Annotated in this window: 20 protein-coding genes and 1 tRNA gene; 12 read left to right on the top strand and 9 right to left on the bottom strand. The window is 49.6% G+C overall.

The genetic code is table 11. The features are described from left to right. Window positions 1-42: 42 nt before the first annotated feature. Window positions 43-2,583, bottom strand: coding sequence for an Rne/Rng family ribonuclease (locus SAR116_RS05285; RefSeq protein ID WP_013045906.1), 2,541 nt, complete (start codon window positions 2,581-2,583; stop codon window positions 43-45). A gap of 590 nt (window positions 2,584-3,173) precedes the next feature. Between SAR116_RS05285 and SAR116_RS05280 the strand changes: the two genes are divergently transcribed. From SAR116_RS05280 to prfB, 3 genes are all read left to right on the top strand, one after another. Then, window positions 3,174-4,514, top strand: a complete 1,341-nt coding sequence (locus SAR116_RS05280) for an N-acetylmuramoyl-L-alanine amidase (RefSeq protein WP_238531176.1) — start codon at window positions 3,174-3,176, stop codon at window positions 4,512-4,514. A gap of 115 nt (window positions 4,515-4,629) precedes the next feature. After that, window positions 4,630-7,176, top strand: coding sequence for a penicillin-binding protein 1A (locus tag SAR116_RS05275; protein WP_013045903.1), 2,547 nt, complete (start codon window positions 4,630-4,632; stop codon window positions 7,174-7,176). A 69-nt stretch (window positions 7,177-7,245) separates the two neighbouring features. Continuing rightward, on the top strand, window positions 7,246-8,355 hold the full coding sequence (prfB, locus tag SAR116_RS05270; protein ID WP_013045902.1) for a peptide chain release factor 2: 1,110 nt from the start codon (window positions 7,246-7,248) through the stop codon (window positions 8,353-8,355). 29 nt (window positions 8,356-8,384) lie between these two features. Here the strand turns inward: prfB and SAR116_RS05265 are convergent, their stop codons facing one another. Then, window positions 8,385-9,221, bottom strand: a complete 837-nt coding sequence (locus tag SAR116_RS05265) for a ferritin-like domain-containing protein (RefSeq protein ID WP_013045901.1) — start codon at window positions 9,219-9,221, stop codon at window positions 8,385-8,387. A 36-nt stretch (window positions 9,222-9,257) separates the two neighbouring features. After that, window positions 9,258-9,716: a peroxiredoxin gene (locus SAR116_RS05260; RefSeq protein WP_013045900.1), complete on the bottom strand. Its 459-nt coding sequence runs from the start codon at window positions 9,714-9,716 to the stop codon at window positions 9,258-9,260. Between the two features lie 155 nt (window positions 9,717-9,871). Between SAR116_RS05260 and SAR116_RS05255 the strand changes: the two genes are divergently transcribed. After that, window positions 9,872-13,555, top strand: a complete 3,684-nt coding sequence (locus SAR116_RS05255; protein ID WP_013045899.1) for a YhdP family protein — start codon at window positions 9,872-9,874, stop codon at window positions 13,553-13,555. On the opposite strand, the gene tyrS is transcribed toward SAR116_RS05255, so the two are convergent. Then, window positions 13,552-14,796, bottom strand: a complete 1,245-nt coding sequence (tyrS, locus tag SAR116_RS05250) for a tyrosine--tRNA ligase (protein ID WP_013045898.1) — start codon at window positions 14,794-14,796, stop codon at window positions 13,552-13,554. The genes SAR116_RS05255 and tyrS overlap by 4 nt on opposite strands. A 52-nt stretch (window positions 14,797-14,848) precedes the next feature. After that, on the bottom strand, window positions 14,849-15,511 hold the full coding sequence (locus tag SAR116_RS05245) for an alpha/beta hydrolase (RefSeq protein WP_013045897.1): 663 nt from the start codon (window positions 15,509-15,511) through the stop codon (window positions 14,849-14,851). Between the two features lie 110 nt (window positions 15,512-15,621). Between SAR116_RS05245 and cysE the strand changes: the two genes are divergently transcribed. The 4 genes from cysE (at window position 15,622) to mnmA (ending at window position 19,156) form a co-directional block, all read left to right on the top strand. Further along, complete coding sequence (cysE, locus tag SAR116_RS05240; protein WP_148212257.1) at window positions 15,622-16,371, top strand: serine O-acetyltransferase; 750 nt, start codon at window positions 15,622-15,624, stop codon at window positions 16,369-16,371. A 34-nt stretch (window positions 16,372-16,405) separates the two neighbouring features. Further along, the gene (locus tag SAR116_RS05235) at window positions 16,406-17,506 is read left to right on the top strand and encodes a cysteine desulfurase family protein (RefSeq protein ID WP_148212365.1); all 1,101 of its coding nucleotides are present in this window, start codon (window positions 16,406-16,408) and stop codon (window positions 17,504-17,506) included. A 65-nt stretch (window positions 17,507-17,571) separates the two neighbouring features. Continuing rightward, a complete protein-coding gene (locus SAR116_RS05230) occupies window positions 17,572-17,886 on the top strand; it encodes a 2Fe-2S iron-sulfur cluster-binding protein (RefSeq protein ID WP_013045894.1) in 315 nt (104 codons plus the stop codon). A 10-nt stretch (window positions 17,887-17,896) separates the two neighbouring features. Then, complete coding sequence (gene mnmA / locus SAR116_RS05225) at window positions 17,897-19,156, top strand: tRNA 2-thiouridine(34) synthase MnmA (protein WP_013045893.1); 1,260 nt, start codon at window positions 17,897-17,899, stop codon at window positions 19,154-19,156. Between the two features lie 63 nt (window positions 19,157-19,219). Here the strand turns inward: mnmA and SAR116_RS05220 are convergent, their stop codons facing one another. Next, complete coding sequence (locus SAR116_RS05220) at window positions 19,220-19,738, bottom strand: DUF2721 domain-containing protein (protein WP_013045892.1); 519 nt, start codon at window positions 19,736-19,738, stop codon at window positions 19,220-19,222. Between the two features lie 91 nt (window positions 19,739-19,829). Further along, window positions 19,830-20,462, bottom strand: coding sequence for a MarC family protein (locus SAR116_RS05215; RefSeq protein ID WP_013045891.1), 633 nt, complete (start codon window positions 20,460-20,462; stop codon window positions 19,830-19,832). Window positions 20,463-20,636: 174 nt separating this feature from the next. Between SAR116_RS05215 and SAR116_RS05210 the strand changes: the two genes are divergently transcribed. The 3 genes from SAR116_RS05210 to SAR116_RS05200 all read left to right on the top strand — a co-directional run bounded on the left by SAR116_RS05210 (window position 20,637) and on the right by SAR116_RS05200 (window position 22,853). Beyond that, window positions 20,637-20,713: transfer RNA gene (locus tag SAR116_RS05210), tRNA-Met, on the top strand. Between the two features lie 142 nt (window positions 20,714-20,855). Continuing rightward, a complete protein-coding gene (locus SAR116_RS05205; RefSeq protein WP_041860784.1) occupies window positions 20,856-22,091 on the top strand; it encodes a tyrosine-type recombinase/integrase in 1,236 nt (411 codons plus the stop codon). A 24-nt stretch (window positions 22,092-22,115) separates the two neighbouring features. Beyond that, entirely contained in the window at window positions 22,116-22,853 is a 738-nt protein-coding gene (locus tag SAR116_RS05200; protein ID WP_013045889.1) for a hypothetical protein, read from the top strand. Window positions 22,854-23,380: 527 nt separating this feature from the next. Here SAR116_RS05200 and SAR116_RS05195 read toward each other — a convergent pair. Together SAR116_RS05195 and SAR116_RS05190 are read right to left on the bottom strand one after the other, a co-directional pair. Then, window positions 23,381-23,947, bottom strand: a complete 567-nt coding sequence (locus SAR116_RS05195) for a tyrosine-type recombinase/integrase (protein ID WP_013045888.1) — start codon at window positions 23,945-23,947, stop codon at window positions 23,381-23,383. A 155-nt stretch (window positions 23,948-24,102) separates the two neighbouring features. Beyond that, entirely contained in the window at window positions 24,103-24,459 is a 357-nt protein-coding gene (locus tag SAR116_RS05190; RefSeq protein ID WP_013045887.1) for a hypothetical protein, read from the bottom strand. 77 nt (window positions 24,460-24,536) lie between these two features. On the opposite strand from SAR116_RS05190, the gene SAR116_RS05185 reads away from it, so the two are divergent. Then, window positions 24,537-25,574, top strand: coding sequence for a hypothetical protein (locus SAR116_RS05185; RefSeq protein ID WP_013045886.1), 1,038 nt, complete (start codon window positions 24,537-24,539; stop codon window positions 25,572-25,574). Window positions 25,575-26,030 lie beyond the last annotated feature (456 nt).

The raw sequence follows: 26,030 nt of genomic DNA, 5'->3' as shown, positions 1-26,030 counted from the left end.
GCCGCCAGCATGAGCCAGCGGCGTTTAAAATCTTATCCGATACTAGCCGCGTGACCACCAGCCGCGGCGGGTTTTGCCAGCTGGCTTGTCTCCATCAACATCGACCACATCCTGCGGTGCTGAGCTGATCGGTGCCCGTGCATCTGCGGCGGTAGCCTCATGATCGGAACCATTGCTGATAGCTGTGGCTGCGTCAGCTGACGCGGCGGCCTTGCTGGCGGCCTTTGTCGTGCCTTTCTTGGCGGCCGCTGTGCGGGGCTTTTTCTTTGCCACAACTTTGGTCTCGCTAACAGCATCGGCATCAGCCGCACTGGCTTTCTTCGATGCTTTTGTTGCTTTCTTCGGCGCGGTTTTCTTGGTTGCAGCTTTCTTTGGCGCGGCTTTGGCAGGTGCATCATCTGCGGCTGTTACATCAATATCAGCCTTTGCCTTTGGCGCAGCTTTTTTACGTGCCTGACGCTTTGGCTTAGTCTCACCTTCAGTATCGCTGGCAGTTGTATCAGCGTTATCGTTGCTTTGGGCTTCTGCCGTTTCAGCTGATGCTGCTTCGGTAGCCACCGATGTGGCTTTACGTCCCCGTCCGCGGCTTTTCTTGGCAGGCGCTTCGTCGGCAGTGCTAACGGCATCAGTAGCGGCTTCGGCAGATGCTACATTATCGCTTCCAGCGTCCGATGTTGCGGTCTGGCCTTCATTTTCGGCATTCGTGCCATTTTCATTGCCGTTGCGCCGCCGCCGCCGCCTGCCACCACGACGTCCACGCCGCCGCCGTTTTGGTTGATCTTCATCTGACGTGGCGTCATTGTCACCAGCCTCACTAGCCGTCTGTGCGTCATCATCTGAATCTGACGCGTCCGCTGTATCGCTAGCATTATCATTTTTGGCGTCTTTGTTATCGGCGCGATTACTATTACTATTATTATTGTTATTATTATTGGCTGGTTTTGGCGACCGACGGTTTTGCTGTTGCGGGGCTTTGCCTTGCCATCCGACGCGTTCGATCCGATATTCTGGCGAGATCAATGTGTCATCTGACAACAGCATAATGGTAATGCCGTAACGGCTTTCCAATTCGGCCAGCGCATCGCGCTTATGATTGAGGATAAACAGGGCAATGTCCCGATGCACGGTAATGTGCATTTCGTCCATTTTGCCTTTCTGCGCTTCATCCTCAATCGAGCGTAATGTTTGCAAGGCGGCTGTATCAACCGAACGAACCCGTCCAGTGCCTTCACAATGCGGGCATAGATCACTGGTTGATTCATTAATACTGAGACGCAGACGCTGGCGTGACATTTCGAGCAGTCCGAAATGGCTTATAGAGCCTATCTGGATCCGCGCCCGGTCATTGCGCATGGCGTCCTTCATACGGCGTTCAACCGCATTTTGATTGCGATTTTCTTCCATATCGATGAAATCGACGACAATAAGTCCTGACAGATCACGCAAGCGTAACTGGCGGGCCAACTCATCAGCCGCTTCAAGATTGGTTTTGAGGGCGGTTTCTTCGATATTACGTTCGCGTGTTGACCGCCCCGAATTGACATCGACAGCCACCAATGCTTCGGTCTGATTGATCACAAGATAACCACCTGATTTCAGCGTTACCTGCGGGCTATGGATCGTGTCCATCTGGCTTTCGACGCGATAATGCTGAAATAGTGGGATCGCATCTTCGTGCTTCTTGACCTTTTTCACATGGCTTGGAATCAGCATTTTGATGTGATTGCGTGCGGCTTTATAGGCCTCTTCACCTTCAACCAGAATTTCTTCGACTTCGCTGGTATAGATATCACGGATTGATCGTTTGATCAGATTGCCTTCTTCATGAATGATGCAGGGGGCTTGGGACTCAAGCGTACGCTCGCGAATATCATTCCATAATTTGGAGAGATAGGCGTAATCACGGGCAATTTCGGTTTTGGTGCGCTTGGAGCCGGCGGTACGGACAATCACCGCCATACCATCGGGAATATCCAGCCCACCAACAACAGTCTTTAGCCGTTTGCGATCAGCAACATTAGTGATTTTGCGGCTAACACCGCCACCGCGGCTGTTATTTGGCATCAGCACACAATACCGTCCTGCAAGAGACAGATAGGTGGTCAGCGCTGCGCCTTTGTTGCCACGTTCTTCCTTTACAACCTGAACAAGCATGATTTGCTTGCGGGAAATGACTTCCTGAATTTTATATTTGCGGACTTTACGTGCTGGACGGATATCATCTTCGTCACCATCGCCGCCACCAACAGTTTCCAGACCGTCTTCGGCGTCTTTCTCGTTATCCTCATCTTGTGCTTCGGCTTTATCGGCCGCCAGCAAGGCTTCACGATCTTCGATGGGGATGCGGTAATAGTCCGGATGGATTTCGCTAAAGGCAAGAAAACCTTGGCGGTTGCCGCCATATTCGACAAAGGCCGCCTGCAAGGACGGTTCAACACGCGTTACACGTGCCAGATATACATTGCCTTTTAGTTGCTTGCGATTTTCGGTCTCATAGTCAAAATCTTCAATGCGTGTTCCACTTAGAAGCACAACCCGCGTTTCTTCGGATTGTCGTGCATCTATCAATAGGCGCTTGGTCATTCGTTTGTCTTTCCCCGGCGTTCGACACTGTTATCCCGCTAGGGCTTGAAAATCTGAGTGTTGAAGGCAGGTAATGTTGATTCAGACTGCTATCATCAGCTTCAAACAGCACAACATCCGAGCAAGAGGCTCTTTTAAAGTATTTTGATGTTGTTGGTGTTAGCATGATGCAGTCCAAAGTTTGTGTTATTAGGCATGACGCCGTTGGTGATTGACCGGTCTGTTTCAGTCGCGGGACGCTTGAAGAAGGTCTGGCATAACTGCGCTGGTCATCCACCAGTGGCGGAAATTCATTGTTTTGGTATATTTCATATGGCGCAAAGTGCGTCATTGATACTTACCTAAATACGTTATACACCCGTGATAACGTTTTTGCCAATAGGGCAATTATCACGCGCTGTTTTTAGGGTACATATATAGACTAATTGCGATATGTTATTTTGATATGAAAAGCTGTGCCCATGCTCACTTGTGGGGCAGAATAGTGATTTTCAACGCGAAAGACCCTTTGATATATGCTGGCATCTGATTTTGAAATCTGTTCATCACATGCGATATTATCATTTATTAGGCCGTTTCTGGGCCGTTTCGTGCAGTATCTGCACGGTCTGATTCCCATTCTGCGATCGGTTCTGGGCGGTGTTCTCGCGCTTGCCATAGTGCTGGTGTCACCAGCATATGCGGCCGGGAATAATGTCACCGCCATCCGGCTTGGCGATATATCTATCGATGGGGTTAAGGGTCTGCGGCTTGTCATCGAAACCAAAAATCCGGCAAAAGCGTCAATGCTACTGTTGGAACAGCCCTACCGGCTGGTGGTTGATCTTGATCAAACCGACTGGCAGGCATCAAATTTGCCGCGTAAAGGGGCTTTGTCCAAGCCACCTGCCCGTGCTTACCGCTTTGGCATGCCAAAGCCTGATACCGGCAGATTGGTGATCGAACTTACCGCGCCTGCTGCCCCGCAACGCATCTTTCGGTTGCCGCCAACAGCTGGCGGACATCGGCTGGTTATCGATATGATTGATAATGGCCCAACAGCCTTTACGCTGGCGGCGCGGGCGCTTGCCGCGCGTCCGGACATGGCGGCCAAGGCTCTGGCCAAAGAAACATCACCCGCAAATGGCGTAAGTACAGTGCCTATCAAAAGAACCGTGACCTTGCCCAAGGCCAAGCCAGATAATGCGGGTCAGCTCGCCCCTGGTGAACAGATTGTTGCCATGGCGGTCCCAAAACGCCCCCCCAAGAAGTGGGTTGTCTTTATTGATGCTGGCCATGGGGGCAAGGATCCGGGCGCCATCGGGCTGGCAGGGACAAAGGAAAAGGATATTACACTAGCCGCCGCCATCGAATTGGCGCGGCAATTGAATGCAACTGGCCGTGTGAAGGCCATTTTGGCGCGCAAAGATGACCGGTTCTTGAAATTACGCGAACGCATAAGGCTGGCGCGGGCGAAAAAGTCTGACCTGTTCATATCACTGCATGCGGACTCAGCGGCGAATAAATCGGCGCATGGCATGTCCGTATTCACCTTGTCGGAAACCGCATCAGATAAAGAAGCCGCCGCCTTAGCGCGTAAGGAAAATAAGGCGGACTTGATTGGTGGCCCTGACCTGGGGGTTGAAGATTCCGATGTGGCAAGTGAGCTATTACGCATGTTTCAGCGCGAGTCGATGAACCAATCAACACATTTTGCCAGTGATATTCTAAGCCAGATACGTGATTTGCGTGGCGGTGACCGCCGTGGACATCGTTTTGCCGGCTTTGCTGTGTTAAAGGCACCTGATATGCCATCGGTTCTGGTGGAGATGGGGTTCCTGTCAAATCGCAAGGATGAGGCGAACTTGCAGTCGGCAAAATACCGCCGCCTGCTATGCCAGCGTCTGACCAAGGCTATCATTAGCTATTTACAAAAACATGGCCCCAAATGAGCCAGTGGTTCTCTTCTGGGGGCGGAATAATTGACATCATTGAGGCCATATCTCATGATCGGGATATTAATGGGTAAATCAGTGTGTAAATTTCAAGAAAATTGTGACCAGTTCCGTGTCTGATAATACGCAAAATAATAATGATGACAGCACCGGATATGACGCTGGTGATGGATATGCGCCACCAGTAAGGCATGCCATATCATCGCCTAATTCATGGTCTATCATTCGCGGTATGGCAAAAGCATTCTCAATCATTATTTCATTAATAATTATCGTCGGTGTTATTGGCGTTGGGGCTGTGCTGTGGGTTTTCTGGACATATGGAAAAGGGCTTCCAGATTATCGCCAGCTGGCACAATATGAACCGCCTGTGGTGACCCGCATTCATGCTGGTAATGGCGCGCTACTGGCTGAATATGCCAATGAAAAGCGACTTTTTGTGCCTATTGATGCGATACCGCCGCAGCTCATTCATGCGTTTATATCTGCCGAAGACAAAGCCTTTTACAGCCATTTTGGCCTTGATGTGAAAGCCCTGACGCGGGCAATGGCGACAAATGTTGTCAATTATGGACGTGGAAAACGCCTGATCGGGGCTTCGACCATTACCCAGCAGGTAACAAAGAATTTTCTATTGACCAATGAAGTGTCAATCGACCGTAAAATCAAGGAAGCGATACTGTCATTGCGCATGGAGCGCGCCTTTACCAAAGATCAGATTCTGGCGCTATATCTGAATGAAATCTATCTTGGCATGGGCAGTTATGGCGTGGCGGCGGCTGCGCTTAACTATTTTGACAAGGCGCTGAACCAGCTTGATCTGGATGAAATGGCCTATCTTGCGGCCTTGCCAAAGGCGCCTAGCAATTATCATCCGATCCGCAAAACCAAGGCGGCGGTCATCCGGCGTAACTGGGTGCTGAACCAGATGCAGGAAAATGGCTATATTTCGGTTGAACAGGCCGAAGCGGCCAAAAGCAAACCGCTGGTGATTGTGCCGGATACAGGTGCTGATGGCGCTGATGCGCCCTATTTCACCGAGTCTGTGCGCCGTCAGATCATGAAAAATTATGGTGAAGATGCACTTTATGGAGGGGGGCTATCAATTCGCACGACCCTTGATCCTAATTTGCAATCGCTTGCCGATACCGCGCTGGAACGTGGCCTTGAAGCGCTTGATCGTCGTCAGGGTTGGCGCGGGCCGCTTGGCCGTCTTGAAGCTGGCGAGGATGTTGCCGCGACCTTGGCGCGCTATCAGAAACAGCTACGCCCAAAACATTATGCCGCCCTAGTTACCGATGTAGCGCGCCGTGAAGCCCAGATTTATGTAAATGGCAAAGCCGCGACAATTCCGTTCAAGCTGGCTTTCTGGGCCTATCCGCCGCGCGACGATGACGGGGTGCGCCCGCAACCGCTAAAGGATCTGCGCGATGCTATTTCGGCAGGCGATATTGTCATTGTCCAGCCACCGTCAGAAACGCCTGATCTGATCCGTGATGGATTTAAACCCGAAGCGCATCATTATGCCCTTGGCCAGCGGCCAGCGGTGGAAGGCGCGATTGTGGTGATGGATCCGCATACAGGCCGGCTATTGGCAATGAGTGGTGGGTATAATTATGCTGATTCCGAATTTAACCGGGCGGTTCAGGCGATGCGCCAGCCTGGTTCGGCATTCAAGCCCTTTGTCTATCTAGCAGCCCTCGATAATGGCTATGCGCCAACGACCCGTATTCTAGATGCGCCGCTAGTCGTCGATCAGGGTGTTGGCAAGCCGAAATGGAAGCCGGCTAACTATACCAAGCGGTTTTATGGTCCGTCGATCATGCGCGTTGGCATTGAAAAGTCGCGCAACCTGATGACCGCGCGTCTGGCGATGAAGCTGGGCATGCCCGAGATTCAGGACTATGCGCGCCGTTTCGGGATTAATGACAATTTGCCGCCGTTACTGTCGATGTCGCTTGGCGCGGGGGAGACCAATCTGATGCGGCTGACCTCGGCCTATGGCATGCTGGTCAATGGCGGCAAGCAGGTCACGCCAAGTCTGATCGACAGGATCCAGGATCGGCATGGTAAAACCATTTACCGGCATGATGAACGGCAATGTGATGGCTGTGAAAACGCTTTATGGGATAATCAACCTATTCCCGATCTGCCTGACACGCGATCACAATTAACCTCGCCAGCGTCGGCATTCCAGATGGTATCGATGCTTGAAGGTGTTATTCAGCGTGGAACAGGTCGTTTATTATCACGGCTTGATCTTGTGCTTGCTGGCAAGACAGGAACCACCAATGACAATACGAATGGCTGGTTCATTGGCTTTGCGCCGGATATGGTGGTGGGCGTATTTGTTGGCTATGACAAGCCGCGCCCGCTTGGCAAACGGGAAACAGGTTCGACAGTGGCAGTCCCCATCTTTGGCAATTTCATGGTCAAGGCACTTGCCGATAAGCCGGTGATACCGTTCCGTCGTCCGAATGGTATTTCTATTATTCCCGTACATGCCGAAACGGGTGAACGGGTGTTGCCAACCCATGAAAAAGCCATCCTTGAGGTGTTTAAACCGGGTCAGCGGCCAGGTGGTCAGTTAATCGATGCGCCAAGTGGCGTAAACACCAATGGGGCAGACAATGGACTGGCGACACAGGAATTTTTCTAGATCATATAAACTTGTCAGCGTGGCGTTGTCGGGTTAGGTACGTGCAAGCTTTATAAACAGAGAGAGACGATGCAGGCCGAAACCCAAGCCAAAATCGATGTCATTTCATCAACGCTGGAATTATTACGCAAACATGTCAATTTCGAGGTGGCGGTTGCGCGTCTAAATGATCTGGAAGCGCAAACAACCATGCCCGATTTCTGGAATGACCAGGCCGTGGCACAGGATGTCATGCGGGAAAAAAACCGGCTTGAGCGTCAGATCAATCTGATCAAGGACATGCAAGCCGAAATGGATGATTGTGTGGCGTTGATCGAGCTTGGCATTGCCGAAGGCGATGATGATGTTGTCGCCGAAGCCGAAGCGGTGCTGACAAAGCTTGTGACCGAGGCGGATAAACGCCAGCTTGAAAGCCTGTTATCCGGCGAAGCTGATGCGAATGATTGTTTTCTGGAAATTCATGCTGGTGCTGGTGGTACCGAGGCACAGGACTGGGCGCAAATGCTGGTTCGCATGTATGGACGCTGGTGCGAACAGCGCGGCTATAAGGTGCATTTAATCGAAGAAAGTGCTGGTGAAGAGGCGGGCATCAAATCAGTGACCATGCGCATTGACGGTGAAAATGCCTATGGATGGTTGAAAACCGAATCCGGTGTGCATCGTCTTGTGCGCATTTCGCCTTATGATAGCTCGGCACGGCGGCATACCAGCTTTGCCAGTGCATGGGTTTATCCAGTGGTCGATGATAATATTGAAATTGAGGTCGAGGATAAGGATCTTCGCATTGATACCTACCGCGCTTCGGGGGCTGGTGGACAGCATGTGAATAAAACCGACTCGGCGATCCGTATCACCCATTTACCAACCAATATTGTTGTGCAATGCCAGAATGACCGATCACAGCACCGCAACCGGGCAACGGCTTTTAATATGCTGAAAGCGCGCTTATACGAGCTGGAATTGCAAAAACGCGAAGAAGCCGCGTCTGATGCTGCCGCCAGCAAAACTGATATAGGCTGGGGCAATCAGATCCGGTCTTACGTTCTACATCCTTATCAGATGGTCAAGGATTTGCGCACAAATGTGGAAAAAGGTAATGCCCAAGGTGTGCTTGATGGTGATCTTGATAGTTTCATCGAGGCCAGCCTTGCCGCCCGGGTCGGTATGCAACGCGAATAGCCAAGCAAAGCTATGATGGCGGTTATATTCTATTTGGAATATGTGGGCGTTGAGACAAGGTCCTCGCGATAGGAAAGCGGGCCATAAAAGGCGGCCGAGAAATGGGCTGCTTCACGGGCTTCTATATTAAAAGGCGGCTTAAGCGGGCCTTTGAAATAGCGTTTTACCAGCATATGCCAGCTGCTGACCGGATCGCGGCGATGCAAGCCGCATACATAGTCAAACCAGCGCTTGCCAATCAGAACATGCCCCACTTCGTCACGCATGATAATACCAAGTGCGGCGGCCGTTTCACTGTCCCCGACAGCATTCAGTTTGTCGATCATGGCTGGTGTGACATCAAGTCCGCGCGCTTCCAGCACCAGAGGGGCAATTGCCAGACGCCCTAGCAAGTCATGGGCAGTTTCCTGGGCCGCTTGCCATAGCCCGTCATGAGCAGGCAGATCACCATAATGCGCGTCAAGTAAAGCCAATCGGTCATTGAGCATCAGAAAATGGCGTGCTTCATCATCGGCAACGGATAGCCAGTCATGGTAAAAGTCGCGTGGCAGATGCTGATCAGTGAACCGGCAGGCCATATCAAGTGCCAGATCAATCGCATTAAGCTCGATATGGGCGATGGCATGGATCAGGGCAACGCGGCCAGCGACGCCACCGGTAATACGGCGCTTTGGTACATCGCGTGGTGGCCGCAATGCAGGCAGAGGCGGGCGTCCGGGACGCTCAGGCGGGGCGCATGTGCCAATAGCGGTAATATCATCAGCACGCCATTGTGCAACCAATGCCCGGGTATTGAGGGCTTTTGCAATAGCATCTTTGGTGGCAATGCAATCGACAATGCCGTCAGTCAGCGTAGCGTGGCTCATATCTGTTTAATCATATCTGCCTTGGCTCATATTCATTTATAAGGCGCGTGCCGCTTCAAGGACAGCTTCGGCATGTCCGTCAACTTTCACCTTTGGCCAAGTTGCAGCCACGGTGCCATCGGCGTCAATCAGGAAGCTGGCGCGCTGGATACCCATATATTTTTTGCCATACATTGATTTTTCGACCCACACGCCAAATTGCTCACAAATATCGGTTTCATGATCGGCGCCCAAGACACAGGTCAGGCCATATTTTTCCCGAAACTTGGCTTGCTTGGCGGGTTTGTCTTTCGAGATACCTATCACCACACAATTTGCGGCGGTAAAATCATCGATTAATTCGGAAAAGGCGATAGCTTCTTTTGTACAGCCAGAGGTGTCTGCGCGTGGAAAGAAAAATACCACCATTTTTTTGCCATGATGATCTGCAATATTGAAATCATCCTTATCAGTAGGTACGACGAATTGAGGAACAGCCATTCCAGTTTCAAGCATATTAAATTCTCCGGTTTTTCTTGGATCGGATTAATGTTAGCACTCTAAATTATTAAATAGGAACGATAGTGATGTCTGCAAGACAATGCTATCTTGTCAGTAGCATTCAGACTATCTAGAAAGATAGAATAACAGGAGTCATACGGGTGTCTTTAATGGGCCATACATCAGGCGCAGACAAGGTGAAGCTCCTATTCACAACATTACTGCTTATTTTTATTTTGATTGCGGGCATCGTTGGCTTTGTGATCGTGCAGGCAGGTGGTTTGCGCCAGCTTCTGGAATATGAGCTGTCCAAAGTGTCTGCCGAGGTGGCTGCCGAGGTTGGCGCGGCGCGATTAGCATTTTCCGTTTCACCAACACCATTATCCGTAAAGGCAGAAGATATCACCTTCAGCTTTGGTGATGAGACTGTCATCGTGCCTGAAGGCGAGGTCAAATTCGGTTTTAAAAGCCTGTGGACAGGTATGCCGGTGGCGCTCAATTTGCGGGGCATCGAAATTAAGCTTGTCAAATCGGCAACAGGTTGGTCAGGTTCGGAATCTACGGCTTTGCTTAACGCCTTGTTGGGATCCCCAGCAGACAATGTTGCAAAGCTGGCAACTGACCCAGTGACAGATGATAACCGGGTTAATTTTGCAGGCTTGAAACAAATTAGTATCGAGACTGATCTTGTTACGATTACCGACGCCACAGGCGCGTTAGCACCGGTTCAGCTTACCAGCATTTATATTGACGCCCAGCTTGAAGAGTCCGGCCAGATTGTTGGTGGCATTCGCGGACAAAGACTGATCGATGGCGTCGATGCGGGGCGACTAGCGATTACATTTTCCGGTTTGCCGACTGGTGAAGATTTCATTACCGACATAACCGCAGATGAACTCAATCTGGCAGATATTGCCGAATATCTTGATCTTGAAATGGCCAGGCAAAGCCATTTTGGTACATTGTCTGGTTTTTTGAAAGTGCAGATGCGGCGTCAGGCTGTCACATCCATATTCGGTGATGTTATTGTAACCGATGGATATCTGTCACAAACGGCCAATCAAAAACGTGGCGCGTTTAAGTCAGCCGAGATTGCGTTTGACTATCTCAGCCATATTGATGTTGCGACTGTGGCCAAGGCGCAAATCCTGCTGGATGATAATCGGTCTTTCACCTTTTCTGGTGATGTTGAAAAACTCAGCGCGCCCACGTCAGTCCTGTCAGGTAAAATCGATGCTAATAGCTTACGGTTACAGTCAATTTTCAATGATTGGCCAGATGACCTTGCCCCCGCATTAAAGGCGCAGCTTCAAAGCCAATTTTCAGGTGGAATCGTTAGCAATCTTGGTGCCGAATTTATTGGAGCCTTCAATCGGGACACGTTTGTTTTAAAATTATCAAAGCTTGATCTGGCAACAAAATTTGACAGTGTAAGGGCCAATTTATCCAAGGGTCAGATCCGACGTGTTGTGGGTACTGTTGGTGGTGCCATGGATATAAATGTCGGTGTTGGTGGCGTGATAAAAAGTGCCAATCTGGCACTTGATCTGAGCAATGGTTCGATATTGCTGGAAGATTTTACAAAGTCGATGCCGGTGCAAAAGGCCGCATTACAGATGGCGTTTCGCAATGGTGATCTGACGGTTGAGAGCTTTACTGCTGATTTTGCAGGTGATGGTGCGATCACGCTGAATGGTAATGTGACAGTTGCGGCAGACTGGATGCCGCGGGATTTCAACGTGAGTCTGGAAGTTGATAATCTTGATACGCGCTTTTTTCAGGCCTTATGGCCAAGATGGGCGCTGGCAAAGACCCGTAGCTGGATGCAGGCCAACCTTCTGGCAGGACATATTGAAAACGCCCGTATGTCGATGACTGGTGCTTATGTGCCGGCAACACAAAAGCCGGTACTTAGTGATATTTCAGCCACAGGGTCATATCGGGAGGCGACGGTAAGGTGGGCGCCTGACATGCCGCTTATAACCGGTATTGATGCTAATCTTGTGCTTAATAATGATGCCTTTAATATCACCTCATCTTCGGGGCAACTCGAAGACTTTGTTCTTGAAACTGGGCGGGTGACGATCGGTCCGATCCTGACCAATGACCAAAGAATGATCGATTTGTCGCTAAAGGCGCAAGGCGGAATGACGACGGCGCTGGATATTTTCAAACGCACCGGACGCAGCAAGGTAGGCGCGATCGATCTCGAAAAACTTACCGTATCTGGAACCACCGAACTGTCACTGACATCACGTTTTCCGTTACGTAAGGGGGCTAAATTTGCCAATGCCGACACCGCTGTAAATGCCACTACGCGCAATGCCACAATCAGGGGTCTGCCGTTTGGCATCAATCTGGAATCGGCGGCAATGATTGCCTCATTTGAAAAGAACAAGGTTGATATTACCGGTGATGCAGAAGTTTTTGATATGCCCGCCAGATTTACCTTTCAAACCAACAAAGCGACCCGAGAAGTTGATTTTGTAGGGCAGTTTGAATCATCGCCGATTATGACGGGTATTTTTGCCAAAATGTCCGGACTTGATATTGAGGGTAAAGCCAGCGCTAAAATTGGCTTTAGTTCATCGACCGGATGGAATAACGCACAGATTAACCTATCAACAGACCTGACCAACGCTTCGATCAATGTGCCAGCATTGAACTGGGCGAAATTTCCGGCTGAAAACGGCGTTGTGAATGCCAGCTTTGTGCTTCGTAACGGCGTGGTAACAGCCATACAGGATATTGACCTGTCACTAGGCACGCTGGCGGCCAAAGGGCAATTAGCGCTTGGTGTTGATGGCAGTTTGCAGGCGGCCTTTTTTAACAAGCTGACAATGCCGGGTAATGATATCCGTGATCTGATAGTCGAAACAAGCGCCAAGGGCGGCTGGAGCGTTAGCGCGTCTGCCCGCACGATTGATCTGGTGCCATTGCGACGCAATAAGGGTGTTGGCGGGGGCGCGCCCATTACCTTTGATGTGACCGCTGACACGATTTACATCGACGCACAAAACGCATTATCCGGCCATATTCAGGGTTCGCGTGATGAAGCGGGTAATGGTAAGGCTGTGTTTTCCGGTACGTTATTGACCAAAGGCAAACCATTGGTCAGCGAAGGCCAGATGACAGTGAATTTTGGTCCAAGAGGTGATCACCTTAGTGGGGCGGGCCTTATTGGCGGTGCCGAAACGCAGATTACATTTAATGGCAATGGCGGCGAGCAAGCGGTTCTTGTTCTGACCTCCAAAAATGCGGGGCGTATGCTGTCCGGGCTCGGGATTACCGATGCAATACGTGCGGGATCTGTCCGGCTAGAGAATAACTTTATCAGCACTGATTTTTCTTCCTTCAATACCAACATCACACTTTCAGATTTTAATGTGGTCAAAGCCCCACGGGCAGTCCGCATATTCTCGCTTTTGGGGCCAGCAGGTATCATCGGTCTGGTTGAAGGCGAAGGCACGGCCTTTAGCAACGGCGTTGCAAGGTTTGAAAAACGCGGATCGGATATTTCTATCTCGCGCATGGAAGCCAGCGGTGGAGCTGTCAGCGTGGCTGTTGTGGGGCGCTTTAACAACAAAACACGTCAAATGGATATTTCGGGGAATCTTGTACCAGCTAACCAGCTCAGTAAAATAATAGGGGCGGTGCCGCTTCTTGGGAACGTCCTGACCGGCATTGACAAGTCGGGTATTTTTACAACCCAGTTCAGCATGATCGGCAAAATGGATGATCCTGAAACCTCGATCAATGCGGCGTCATTGGCACCAGGAGTTTTGCGCGATATATTCAGTCCGGAATGGCTAAAGCGCGAAAGCGACCGCCTGTTTGGCGCGCAGGCCGACTAGCCAGCGACAAGCATGGCATGACGTTTTTTGCCTGCTGATATCTTGGCCTTGCCATCAATAAAATCAGATAATGTCAGTTGCATGTTTTCGTCATTGATAGCCACATCATTCACCCGCGCACCACCGCCGCGTATCAAGCGCCGCGCTTCGCCATTTGATGCGGCAAAGCCGACAATTTTTAGCGCCTCGACCATGTCCAGCGCTTCAGCCCGTCCCGCCGCAAGATCAAATTGTGGCAAACCGTCTGAAACGCCCGATCCGGCAAAGGTCTGCTGGGCTGTTTGCATGGCATGCGCGGCCGCCTCTGTGCCATGACACAGGCTTGTCGCTTCATTAGCCAGAATAATTTTGGCTTCATTGATGTCGGCACCTTCCAGCGCACCTAGCCGGTTCACCTCATCCATGGGCAATTCGGTAAATAGCGCCAGAAAACGGGCAACATCGGCATCTTCGGTGTTACGCCAGAACTGCCAGAAATCAAAAGCTGATAATTTATCGTCATTCAACCATACCGCACCATCGGCAGATTTGCCCATTTTGGCACCCGATGCCGTGGTGATAAGGGGTGACGTAAGACCAAAAATTTCCTGCGCATCGACGCGGCGGGTCAGATCAATGCCGGTAACGATATTGCCCCACTGATCCGATCCCCCCATCTGGAGCAGACATCCATAGCGGCGGCGTAGCTCGAGAAAATCATAAGCCTGAAGAATCGCATAGTTGAATTCCAGAAATGAAAGCGGTTGTTCGCGGTCAAGTCGCAATTTGACCGAATCCATGCCCATCATGCGGTTAATTGAAAAATGCGGGCCAAAGTCACGCAAAAACCGGATATAGCCAAGCGTGTCCAACCAGTCGGCATTATCAACCATAATTGCATCGGTCGGGCCATCGCCAAATTTCAGATATTTTTCAAATACCTTTTTGATGCCGTTCTTATTCGCTTCGATATCCTGATCTGATAGCAACGGGCGGGCTGTATCCTTACCTGACGGATCTCCAACCTTGGTTGTGCCGCCGCCCATCAGAACAATCGGCTTATGGCCGGTTTTCTGTAAAATACGTAGCATCATGATCTGCACCAGCGACCCGACATGCAGGCTATCGGCCGTACAGTCAAAACCAATATAGGCTGGCAAAACCTTGGTGCTGGCAGCATCGTCCAGCGCTTCGATATTGGTGGCCTGATGAATATAGCCGCGGTCAGTATAGTGCTGGATAAGATCTGATTTATAGGTCATGTCATTCAACTCAATATAGAGTGCAAAAGTCGTTACAATGCACTTGTCTCAATCAGGCAAGCGGGTCGAAATCATCTTCGTTAATCGAGTCGTTCAGATAAGCTTCGACACGTTCGATCATCGGGTCAAGATGCTCGGTAAAGAAGTGATTTGCCCCAGGCAGAACGTCAACGGTAATATTGACGCCTTTCTGAATTGATAGGCGTTCAACCAGCTTTTCGACACTTTCAGGTGGCACCTGTTCGTCCAGCTCGCCATGCATGATGAGTCCAGATGCCGGACAAGGTGCCAGAAACGAGAAATCATGCGTAACAGCAGGCGGCGTAACCGAGATGAATCCCTGAATTTCAGGGCGGCGCATCATAAGCTGCATACCAATCCATGATCCAAACGAAAAGCCGGCGATCCAGCATTGCCGCGATGATGGATTCTGCGCTTGCAACCAATCCATGGCTGTTGCCGCATCGGATAATTCGCCTTCGCCATTATCATATACACCCTGGCTTCGGCCAACGCCGCGGAAATTGAACCGCATGACGGAAAATCCGCGCGCTTGGAATAATTTATAAAGAGCATAGGTCACCCGGTTATTCATGGTGCCGCCTTTATCTGGCTCCGGATGCAAAATAAGCGCCGTCGGGGCGTCACTTGCTTCGGCAGGCATATAGCGACATTCAAGGCGACCTTCAGGGCCGTTAATGATGACCTCAGGCATATTTTTTTTGCTCCACTTGTGCTATTTAATGAACGGCTTATATCTTAATAAGGCGCGATCGCCAAGCCAGCTTTGTGCAGATCGTTAATCAGATGAGAGAAACTGCAATCATGTTTGCAAATTTGAACCGTGATCTAAAGGCAATTATGACGCGTGACCCCGCGGCTAGCAATCGTTTTGCCGCGGTGATTCTATATCCAAGTTTTCATGTCATGGTGGCCTATCGCTTGTCGAATCCATTGTGGAATATCGGGCTACGCTTTATTGCGCGTTGGATCATGCAGATTGCCCGCTGGCTCACAGGCATCGAAATTCATCCCGGTGCGACCATCGGCGGTGGTTTTTTTGTCGATCATGGGTCAGGCGTCGTGATTGGTGAAACAGCCATAATCGGCGATAATGTAACGTTGTATCAGGGGGTCACGCTTGGTGGTGTGTTGCCGGCGGTAGATGCTGAATCGCAACGTTCGGTCAAACGCCACCCAACTTTGGGCGATGATGTGATCGTCGGATCAGGTGCGCAGATTCTGGGTAATATCACCGTTAATCGTTGTGCGCGTGTCGGTGGTAATTCGGTGGTCACCAAAGATGTGCCTGAGGGCGCAACCGTTGTCGGTGTTCCGGCTCGCCAGATGACAAATAAGACAACGCCGAAAACCGTTGATGAGAGCTTTCAGCCCTACGGCGTTCATGATATGGCTAATGCCGATCCACGCGAGCGCATTATCACCGCGCTTGTTGATGAAGTGCAAAGCTTGCGTGCCCGTCTTAATGATATGGAAGATCGTGTTTCGGCAACCCAGCTTCACAACAAGGCAGGAAAAACCAGCCAGCCAAGTAGGCGTAGCAATAAATCTTGATTATCTTTTTAGTTTTTAGCTGGAACCATGCGTGATGGGAATGACGCCGCTTTATTTTGACAACAATGCCACAGCACCGCTTCGCCCTGAAGCGTCGGCGGCGATACATAAGGCGATGGGCGCACCAGCGAATCCGTCATCGGTACATTCTTTTGGCCGTACGGCACGTTTGACCGTCGAGGCGGCGCGTGAATCAGTTGCTTTGCTGGCGGGGTCAAGAGCCGCAGATGTGGTGTTTACCAGCGGCGGTACCGAATCCAACAATCTGGCTTTGGCCGGCTTTGCGCATATTGTCACCTCGGCAATTGAGCATGATTCGGTGCGTGCATGTGCTGTGAGTGCCAGTGTCATCAATGTGACATCAGATGGCGTGATTGATCTGGAGCATGCGCGTGCTGTGCTTGCCGGATTGCCTGACGAGCAAAGGCCATCAACCATCTTGTCGGTAATGGCAGCCAATAACGAAACAGGCGTTATTCAGCCAGTGGCTGAACTTGTTGCGCTGGCGCGTGAAAACAACATTGCCGTGCATAGCGATATGGTGCAATTACTGGCTAAGGATCATTTCAGCTTTGCCGCGCTAGATCTGGATTACGCCAGCCTGTCGGCGCATAAAATTGGCGGGCCGGCGGGTGTCGGTGCTGTGCTGGTCAAGCCGGGCAATGCGTTGCAAAGTTTGCTACGGGGCGGCGGTCAGGAACAGGGACGTCGCTCAGGCACAGAAAACTTTATTGGCATTGCCGGTTTTGGTGCCGCCGCATCGGCTGCCTTTGGGGATGTTGCGCATTATGAAGCGATGTCAAAATGGCGCGATCAGTTTGAAGATATGATGCTTGCGCATGTGCCAGATGCGCATGTTTTTGGCCAGCAGGTGCCGCGCCTTGGAAATACCAGCTGTCTTGCGATTGCGGGCAAGTCCGCCGAAACCATGGTTATGGCGCTTGATATTGCGGGTGCCGCGATCAGTGCCGGATCAGCCTGTTCGTCAGGCAAGGTCAAAACAAGTCATGTGCTGGCCGCTATGGGGGCTGGTGATCTGGCTGGTCAGGCTGTGCGTATTTCGGGAGGCTGGCAAACCAAGAAAACCGACTTTGAAAGGCTTGCAGATGTCTTTCTTGGGCTGTACAAGCGTTAGAATTGCGGACGGTAACTGCGTGCAAGCCGACAACATAACCAAATGAAATAGGAGTGGTGACTGCGATGCCAAACATCATCTTTGTAAAGCCAGATGGCACCGAGTTGAATGTCAACGTCAATGAGGGCGTGAGTGTGATGGAAGCTGGCCGCGATGCCAATCTTGGTATTGAAGGTACCTGTGGGGGCTGTTTGTCTTGTGCAACCTGTCATGTGATTGTTGATGCCGACTGGTTTGCCAAAACCGGCGCGCCTAGCGAGGATGAAGAAGATATGCTCGATCTCGCTTTTGGCCTGACCGAAACCTCACGGCTTGGGTGTCAGTTGACAATGTCGGCTGAACTTGATGGCATCCGTCTTACAATTCCGGATGATATGTAGGGACTAAACAATGTCTGTGGCCAAAACAGCCAGCAACAATGTGCATGCCGCGACCACATCTGCGTCGGTGCAGGCTACTGATAGGCCGACTGCTGATCTATCAGCCATAAACTCGCTTGGCTTTGCCAAAGCGCCTGCCGATACACGGGTTGTCGTGGCAATGTCAGGCGGCGTTGATTCATCGGTCACGGCGGCGATGCTGCATGATGAAGGCTATGAAGTCATTGGTATCACCTTGCAGTTGTATGACCATGGTGTGGCGGTTCAGACCAAGGGTGCCTGTTGTGCGGGCATTGATATCCACGATGCACGGACAGTTTCGGCGCGGCTGGGCATTCCGCATTATGTGCTGGATTATGAGTCTAAGTTCCGTGATCAGGTGATGGAAGATTTCGCCGATAGTTATTTGCGCGGCGAAACGCCTATCCCCTGCGTGCGCTGTAACCAGACAGTCAAATTTACCGATTTGCTGACAACTGCGCAGGAACTTGGTGCGGATTGTCTGGCCACTGGCCATTATGTCCAGCGTCTTGAAACGCCAGCCGGACCAGTATTACGGCGCGGTATTGATGCGTCCAAGGATCAATCCTATTTCCTGTTTGCGACCACGGCAGAGCAGATGGACTATCTGCGCTTTCCGCTGGGCGGGCTGACCAAGGATGAAACGCGCGATCTGGCGCGCAAATATGGTTTGGCGGTATCCGAAAAACCTGACAGCCAGGATATCTGCTTTGTGCCAAATGGCCGGTATGGCGATGTTGTGCGGCGCTTGCGGCCAGGTGCTGTTGAGGCTGGTGATATTGTGCATCTTGATGGTACCGTTCTGGGTCAGCATAAGGGCGTGATCGATTATACCATTGGCCAGCGTCGCGGACTTGGCATTGGCGGGCGCAAGGATGCTGACGAAGCTGACGGCCCGTTATATGTTGTCGGTATTGATGCGGCCGCGCATCGTGTCATTGTTGGCCCGCAAAGCGCACTTGCCTGTTATGAGGTGCATCTGAGCGAGACCAGCTGGGTTGCTGGTGGCGGTGCGCCTGTTGCCGGACATCCTGTGCTTGCACGGTTGCGCAATACCGCCCCGGCGATGCCTGCCGTGCTCGAGGCAGGTGAGGGTGGCTGTGCAATTGTGCGGCTGGACGATCCGCAATTTGGCATTGCCGTGGGGCAAGCGGCGGCAATCTATGATGCGGCTGATCCTGAAAATCTGCTTGGTGGGGGGTGGATTTCGGCCGCCCCGCTTGCGGGTGCAGATGGTCAGCTATCCTAGAGCCCACCCGATAGTTTCTTTAGCACAATCAGCAGACATCCATGCTGTTCTTTAGGCCATAATCTATAGCAACGAGCTATCGTCGTTAGATTTTGTAGCAGCTAGTTCGGCGCGTTTTGCAGCGGCTTTGCTACGGCGCGATATGCGGGGCGGGTGAAGATAGGCTTCCCATTCCTGACGATCTTCAAGATCCGACAGATGCACATCCAGGGCGCGGTTAGCGATCTGAATTTCGAGCATGAATAACGACATGGCGACCATCAGCAGGACGATGCTGGTAAAGAACAGCCAGCTGCCAAAGGACACATGATCCAGATACATGGCAATCATCGCTGCCAGCGCCGCTACAAAGGCTGTTGCGGCACAGGTCTGGACAATACCAATCAGTTGCAGGCGTTTGCGCAGGCTGGCGATCTGGCGCAAAAACCGCGCGGCGTCATCGGGCGTTGTGTTGTCACGCACCGCATTGTCATGCAGATTGCGGATCAAGGTGGCCAGCACCGAATAACGGTTGCCAAAATTGATCATCATCAGGGGGATGGCGGGAAATAACACGCCGATAATCAGAATATCCTGTTGCATAGCTACCTCAATAAAGCTGGCCCAGCATAACCGCTTTGATAGGCTGGTTCCAGCCTGTTAGCGTACTGATGAGAAAGCTATTGGCTAAAATTCATCCGCCGATGCCCACTAGCCTTAGTTCAAGCAGACCATCGATAATATATTGCACCGAAAGCGCTGCTAGAATAATCGCCGTGACACGCGAAAACACCGAGGCAATGCGCGTATCGATGAAATTCTGTGCCAGGCCGGTAAGCACCAAAATCGCTGCCGTTGTCGCCATCACTGCGCCCAAGGCGCCATAGCCAATCATGCTTTGTGCCGCATTGCCCGCTAGGTCGGCTGATACCACCATAACCGATGTGATCGCCGCAGGACCCGCTAGAAGCGGGATCGCCAAAGGAAAGACAGCGACATTTTCGGCAGATTCGGTGGCTTTGTCACTACCCTGCTTTTTGCGCTTTTGCCGTTTGGCCGACAGCATATCGAGCGAAACCAGCAACAGGATGATGCCACCGGCGATCTTGAAAGCGGTGATCGAAATGCTGAGATAGCCAAGAATCCAGGTGCCGCAGAGCGCAAAGAACAGCATGATGCCAAAGGCGACCAGCGAACATTCGAGCGCTGTCCGGGTTTTGCTGGCGCGATCAAGATGCTGGGTCACAGCCAGAAAAATCGGCGCATTGCCAATCGGGTCGATAACCACGAAATAGACGATAAAAGCGGTGATGAAACTTTCCAGCATGATGGTTTTCCTGATGGCTTATATGGCGGGACATAGGCCCCGACATGAAAGTGGTAATCATGAAAGCGGTAATTAAGTTATAAGTATGACATAACAGCACTTGACCTAGCCACGCCTATCGCATTAAAACTCCCCACGCAAGGTCGAAACAATGATTTTTCACCATAGCCATGTGGCGGAGTAGCTCAGCTGGTTAGAGCAGCGGAATCATAATCCGCGTGTCGGGGGTTCGAGTCCCTCCTCCGCTACCATTTCTCTTAATAATATCAATGCATTGTAGCGTCTCAAAAATCAGTTTGAGGTGATTTTTGCGTTACACACCTCTTACACACTTTTTGGTTGGCTTCCAGTCACGCAAGACTATATCGTTTTTATAGTGATTGGATGTGTCAGATGCCTGTTTTGAGTGAAGATTCTGTGTTGATTATGGATGGAGCAGTCAAGCTCTACAGGCGTGAGAGAAGCCGCAAATGGCAGGCAGCCTTCCAAATAGACGGCCAATATATTCGCATTTCAACTGGCAAGAGTGATTTGGACGAAGCTAAACAGGCTGCCTCTGACAGCTATTTGGAATACAAGTTTCGCCAAAAGAATGGCGTCCCAGTTGTATCCAAACGCTTCTCAGATGTCGCTAAACTGTGCATCACAGAAATGAACAAGCAGCTAGAAAGTGGCGTTGGTAAGAAGGTCTATCGCGACTATGTGATTGTGCTTGAGAAATATCTAATTCCTTTCTTTGGCAAGATGCATGTCACCAGCATCACCTATGAAACACTCCAGAAATTTGCTCGTTGGCGTGAACAGCAGATGGGCAGGGAGCCCAAAGCGTCAACGCTGAACACACATAACTCGGCTCTTAACAGAGTGTTTGATGAGAGTGTTGCGCGTGGTTTTATGAACAAGACACATGTGCCAACGCTGATAAACAAGGGCAGGGACAGCGAGCGAAGACCAGATTTCACCCAAGAAGAATATGCTTCAATGATCCGTAAATTGCCACACTGGATCAACAAGACCCAACACCCAAAGTCAGTCCACATGCGTGAGCTACTGAGAGACTATGTGCTGATCATGGCCAATACAGGCATGAGGCATGGCACAGAAGCGCAAAACCTAAAATGGCAGCACATCACCCAGTTTGAAGACAATGGGCAGAGCTATCTTGAGATGAGTGTGAGTGGCAAGACAGGCCGCAGAGATATCATCTGTAGGTCTGGCACTATCAATTATCTCAAGCGCATCCATGAGCGTTCAGAGGACATAAAGCATCTTGAGTTTGAAGAATTACTAAAGCAGCGATTAGATCTGCCTGTGTTCCGTTTAAGAGATGGAACAGTCACTAATGCTCTTCACCAAACATTTAGAAATTTTCTCAAAGAGAACGAACTGTTGATTTGTCCGAGGACAGGCCAGGCTCGCACGCTCTACAGCCTCAGACACACATATGCGACATTTGCTCTGCTGAAAGATGGCATGGACATCCATACACTCGCTATTCAGATGGGCACTTCAATACAGATGATAGAGCGTCACTATAGTCATTTGACGCCGCGATTGAAGAAAGACATGCTCACAGGCAAAAGGTATGAGTTGTCGCGGGATGAGTTTGAGAAGCTTGCTGATAGATAAATCCAGATCAAGAAGGGAATAGTTATGAATTTTGATATTATGTCTAAAGCGATGGAGCGTGGCGCAGAATTCTCGCATGTGACACATTTTGCTGAGATTTTTGATAACCCACTAATGCACGAAACAGAAGATGGTGATCCAGTTGAAGGCTGGGAACATTTATTTGAGCGCTCAGAATGGGGGGGCATATTTGTCCCAACAAGCAATCATATCGATCTGATTTTTAAAGACGATAAATCTGAGGCTACTGTTTCAGTACGTGAATTCGTTGCATGGCAGCTCCTGCATGCTAGTAATTTCTTTGTATATTACGTCATTAATAAGGTTGATGGATCATCCATAGCACGAGATCTATATGAGAATTTTGACAATGACGAACCACAGTCTTGGAATGGCGACGAATTGCCCGAATATTGGGTATCTGATGCTGAAGGAGATTGGTTAGTCGAATATAACTCTGACAGTCTTGACCAAGGCATATCATTTATCCAGCGTTGCAAAGAAGAAAAACCAATCGAATTCGCATTCAAGCTTGCTGATTATATATTGGATGGATCATGCAGCCTTACCAATAATGAATGGTATGAAACAGATTTAATCGAAAATTTCGACGAACGTTCAAATTACGATAACTGGTCTGTAAAAATAATGTGTGTTGCTACTGGTAAATTTTTTACTGAAATCGAAAGTGGGTTTTCACAAGTAATGATGCGTGAAAACAAAGTCTTCTCCTACTGCATTCGAAACTACGACGAAGATTGAGAGTGCTTCTTAAAAGGATAAAAGCCTATAAATTGTGGGATTCTTGAATTTGCTAATCGTGGCGAAATTGGCATTTTCCCAAGAGGAAGCTGGCATTATTTCGAGCAAAATACATATTCAGCCGGAGTTTGGTCAGCCATCCAAAAGCTTGTTAACCTAACGCCAGGTCGGTTTGTTGCAAAAGCATGGCGAGGACGGGGCTACGATGGTCAGGCGTTTAACCCTCAAGAAACCTAATAATTGATGTTGTAATCGTTTTCTTTGTTAAACCTCTAATTGCTAGTTAAATATCACTTTACAGCACAAAAATTGATATTTTTTAAACTTCACATAAACCACGTTCGTAAGATTTTGCCTTTAGGAGGTCAAAGATCTGTAGTTTACCAATAAAGTTGTGCGCTTGACGAGTATCTCCTTTTCACAAGCTCTTAACTGCTTTGAGTTTGGCAAATTCTTCTTGAGCCATTCGCGTTGTTTAAGTGCTCTATGAAGCTGCTTTTCAACAGCTCTGGCTTTTTGCTTGGCCATTACAGCAACTCTACAGCGTTTGCGAGCTGTGTATCATTCACATCTATGTAGCGTTGCGTTACGGAGATATGTTGATGCCCAGCTAGAGTAGCTAGCAAGCGCACATTTACGCCTGAGTTGGCAAGTTTAGTAATAAATGTCCTGCGGCCACTGTGTGAGCTTGCATGCTCAAAGCCACAAGCTTTATAGATGTCTAAGAACAGCTGACACATGGTGTTGGCAGAAAAGTGCCCACCTTTTTGACTAGGGAAAAGGGCGCGTTCTGGCTGAGTTAGATTACTCTGTTCACCATAGTCTTTTAGCGCTTTTCGAAGCTTTGTGTTGACGAACACTGTTCTGGCATTGCTGCCTTTTGTATTGCGCTGAGCAAGTTGGAATTGGGATTTAACGCTTCCATCTTCATCAAACACATCGCCAAGCTTTAGCGCTGCCAGTTCCATAGCACGAAGCCCAGTGTGCAGTGAAAACAGCACGATTGTCTTGTCTCTTGTGGGATGACGCCTTGTGGCGCAATACTGCAGAACACGCTTTTGCTGAGCGTCTGTGAGTGTCATAGCCTGTTTCATTTAGGACCTCCGAAAATCTAATAGTTTATGTTCCACTATTATATTTTCTGAGATATCGGCTTTCCTACCGAAAATGGCGTTGACGATTATCTCAATAAATACATTTGGTTATGCAATAATGTCATAAAAAGCGTGTTTTATGAGATTGTTGAAGCCTACTCGTTTTCCTCATCCCATTTAATCGCCTTTTCAAGCGCGTTTTCTAGCACTTCATAATGCCACTCATCAGTACGATTTTCTTTTTCAAAATATGAGAGTGCAGCTTTCACTAACTCAACTGTTCCAAATGTATCTGACGAAACTATTGCGTCCATTGATATAGACTCAGCTAGGTCTTCTTTGAACTGTTCAAATTCATCATCATCTAATCCAGTTTCAAATTCTTCATCATCTTCGTCAGTGTCCATTTCCATATATTTGGCGTTGATAGTGTTGTCGATGGCTTCACTCATTTCGTGAATAAGCCAACCCGCTAAATCTTCTAGCTCTTTATTTGATTCATTATTCGACATCTTACTCTCCATGTTATTTGCATATTTATAGAATTTAGCGCATTTTTGTTTAATAGAAAATTTGAAGATTTTTGATTATGCCTGTTCAATTAAAAAACAAACAACTCTCAATAAAAGACATCGTTATTGAAAATGAGCTGGTAGCTGAATATTTGAGCAGCCTGCCAGCATCAGAGCGTGAATCTGCTGTTATCAGAGCACTTGGTATTGGCATCATGGCTGAGATGAAAGGCGAGATCAGTCACTTCCTAAGAGAAACTGAAGGTGAGCTTGGCAAGCATCTCTCATCACTCAAAGCGCTCTATGATCTGCGTGAACTTAGGTTCAGAGAAACCAGCGGCAAAGGTGCTGTCGCAGAAGGCCAAGTCCTGGAAGTGGTGCGTGAATTTGCTACGTCTGCTGGATTTGACAATGATGAAGTGATCGATGCCAGCACAACTTCTGGCGCAATCCGCAACAACAAAACTGGTGATGTGCTGGTTCGCGTAGATGGTGACCCAGACTGTGTGATTGGCATTGAAGTCAAGCTGGACAAAGGCGTAAGGCTTGGTGAGCTTGCAGACAGAGACCCAACTGCCAAAACGGATACTGCCGCAAGCCAACTGATCGAAACAGCTGCTAATCGTAACAGCAGAGCCAACATCATCGTTTTTGACGAAGACAGTGTGGATGGGTCTGTGCAGAAACGCTGTGCAGATGGTGTGGCCTATCTTGGCGGCATCGGTTTTGTAGTGGTCGTGAGCACAAGGCGCAATGACTATGCAACACTGGCTATGGCCTATGCTCTAGCAAGGGATTTTGCACTGAGTGAGCCCAAGCAAGGTGAGGTTGACCCAAAGGTATTGTCATTCATTGTTGAACGATTGATGCGAGTGCTCAATGACTATTCCGATACACGCACACAAGCAGAAAACATCATCAAGAGTACCCGCAAGATCATCCATCAATCAGAGAAGACACGACAGTTAGTGGAACACACAGGCACTTATTTGGAGCGCTATCTAGAATCTGGCGTTCTTACACAGCGTGATCTTCTTGATTTCTACCAAAGCCAAGGTGTTTCAGAAAAACTATTGGCATTTGATAGATCACTTGATGAAGAACTTGATAGCTAGACTTATTGGGTATCGATACGTCGCATCTGCTTCGCATCTACGAATGCTCTGCTTGCGCATCGCATGTTTTCTTTTTGATTGATTATTTTTTATTCGAGATTGCAAAGAGCAGTCAGATCAACGCCAATCTGGCGTCGATCTGAAATGCGTCTTGTCGATATTGCAAGTCGCTTGTCAGGCTATTTTACTGAACCAAATTGGAAGAGCAGGTTTTGCTATCATCTCTATTACCAGCGTTCACGCACGCATAGGACCCAAATAGCCAGGCACTCCTACACGATAGCGGGTCTCTTACGAGGTTGTCATCCGCTTCACTTTTAGACGGCGTTCCGTCTCAACCATTCCGACTTCGCAAACGTCAAATCTCTTCCGATCTTTCAGGATAAAAGGATGTCTCTCCAGTGGGATTGCATTTAAGGCATCCTGCGCATTGCACAGGGTAGTGCGAAGAAGCAA

This window comes from Candidatus Puniceispirillum marinum IMCC1322, from assembly GCF_000024465.1.
In the GTDB taxonomy this organism is placed as follows: Bacteria; Pseudomonadota; Alphaproteobacteria; order Puniceispirillales; family Puniceispirillaceae; genus Puniceispirillum; species Puniceispirillum marinum.
This window is presented reverse-complemented; position numbering and strand designations above follow the sequence as displayed.